Below are 2,061 nucleotides of genomic sequence, written 5' to 3'. Positions count from 1 at the left end.
TACGCGGTTGCGACTGCGCGGGCACGAAGCTCCTCTCTGGGGATGAACGGCTGGGCGATGATCGAGCGCGTCGCGGGCCACCGCAACGGATCGACGAGTCAGGTTACCTGTGTTGCCTCACCGGGCGATCGGCGCGGCGCGGTTCGCTCACCCGCCGGAGTCGGTGCGGGGTCGTCCGAAGCGTGCACTCACCCGTTTCCAGCCCTAGGACGCCTGCAGGATCAGGGGTTTCGCCGGGGGCGACGGCGGGACGCGATCGCGCTGCAGGGCCCACGACGCGATGGCGTGGAACAGCGGTGCGGCCGACTGCCCGCCGCTGCCGTCGGAGCTGCGCACCGGGGCGTCGAGCATCAGGCCGATCACGTAGCGCGGGTTGTCGGCGGGGGCCATCCCGGCGAAGGTGATCCAGTAGCTGGAGGTGGAGTAGCAGCGGCAGCCGGGGTCGATCTGCTGCGCGGTACCGGTCTTCCCGGCCACCTGGTAGCCCTCGACGGCGGCGGGCACCCCGGTGCCCATCTGGACGCCCATGGGATCGCGCTGCACCACGGCCTGGAACATCTCGCGCAGGGTGGCGGCGGTCTCCGGGCTCACCACGCGCACACCCTCGGGCGGTTCCTCCTCGGTGCGGTTGCCGTCCGGGTCGATCTTGGACTTCACGATGCGCGGCGGCACCCGGACACCGTCGTTGGCGATGGCCTGGTACATGGCGGTCATCTGCAGGGTGGTCATCGAAAGGCCCTGGCCGATGGGCAGATTGGCGAAGGTGGAGCCGGACCACTGCTCGCGGGAGGGCACCACGCCCGCGCTCTCGCCGGGCAGGCCGACGCCGGTGCGCTGGCCGAGGCCGAATTTCTGCAGCATGTCGTAGTAGCGGTCCTCGCCGATGCGCTGCGCCAGCATCAGCGTGCCCACATTGGAGGACTTGCCGAAGATGCCGGTGGTGGTGAACGGCATGACGCCGTGCTGCCAGGCGTCGTTGACGGTGACGCCGCCCATGAAGATATTGCCCGGCACCTGCAGCACCTCGTCGGGCGTGGTGAGGCCGTATTCGATGGCCGCGGCGGCGGTGACGATCTTGTTCACCGAACCGGGTTCGTACACCTCCTGTACCGACGGGTTGCCCAGCGAGGAGCTGGACCAGTGCTGCGGTCCCAGGGCCGGATTGAAGGTCGAATCATTGGCCATGGCGAGCACCTGCCCGGTGCGCGCGTCCAGCACCACCGCCGAGGCCGCCTGCGCTCCGGACAGCTCCTTGGCCTGCTGGGTCTGCTGCTGCACGTAGTACTGCAGATCGGAGTCGAGGGTGAGTTCGACGCCGTAGCCGTTGACGGCGGGCTGCCGGTCACGCCAGCTGCCCGGGATGACCGCGCCGTCGGAGCCGCGGTCATAGGTGTGCGAGCCGTCGGTGCCAGCGAGAATCGCGTCCAGGGCCGATTCCAGGCCGATCTGGCCGTGCCCGTCCCAGCCGGTCGCGCCGATCACATTGGCGGCCAGGGAGCCGCCCGGATACTCGCGTAGATCCTGCCGCTCGGTGCCGACCTCCGGGAACTTCAGGCTGATATCGGCCGCCACCCGGGGATCCACGTTCCGCACCAGGTAGACAAACGGCTCGTCGCTGCGCAGCTTCTTCAGCAGATCCTGTTCCGGCGCGGCGGTGCCGAGTTTGTCGTGAATGTATTTCGCGATGGCCTGCATGCGCTGATCCGGCTCGGGTGTGGCCGAATTCTCGTCGTGCGCCTCCTGCAGGTCCTTGCGCACCCGCACCGGCTGGAAGGTCAGCGCCTTGGCATTGACGGTGAAGGCCAGCGATCTGCCGTTGCGGTCCATGATCGGCCCCCGGGTGGCGGCATCGACCTGATGCACCGTCCGCTGACTGGCCGCCTCCGCCGACAGCCGTGGCGCGGACACACTCTGGATCCACAGCAGCTGCAACGCCGCGACCAGCAGCGCCACCAGCATGACGATCCGCCCCACACCGAACCGGAACCGGGTGGACGCGTCCACACCCGGCGCGGGCCGCGGTCTGGACGGCTTGCGCCCGCGCGCGGCCCCCGCCGCGTT

General features: G+C 69.5%; 1 protein-coding gene. It reads right to left on the bottom strand.

All coding sequences use genetic code 11. The features are described from left to right. Positions 1-204 precede the first annotated feature (204 nt). Positions 205-1,959, bottom strand: a complete 1,755-nt coding sequence (locus QK444_RS35870; protein WP_282786510.1) for a penicillin-binding protein 2 — start codon at positions 1,957-1,959, stop codon at positions 205-207. Positions 1,960-2,061 lie beyond the last annotated feature (102 nt).

Origin of the sequence: Nocardia sp. CC201C (assembly GCF_030010695.1) — a bacterium.
GTDB lineage: Bacteria > Actinomycetota > Actinomycetes > Mycobacteriales > Mycobacteriaceae > Nocardia > Nocardia otitidiscaviarum.
Note: the sequence above shows the minus strand (reverse complement) of the source record. Positions and strands in the feature narration are given on the sequence as shown.

Coding starts and splice junctions, on each gene's coding strand:
- QK444_RS35870 (WP_282786510.1), bottom strand. CDS start 1,959: ATGCTGGTGGCGCTGCTGGTCGCGGCGTTGCAGCTGCTGTGGATCCAG.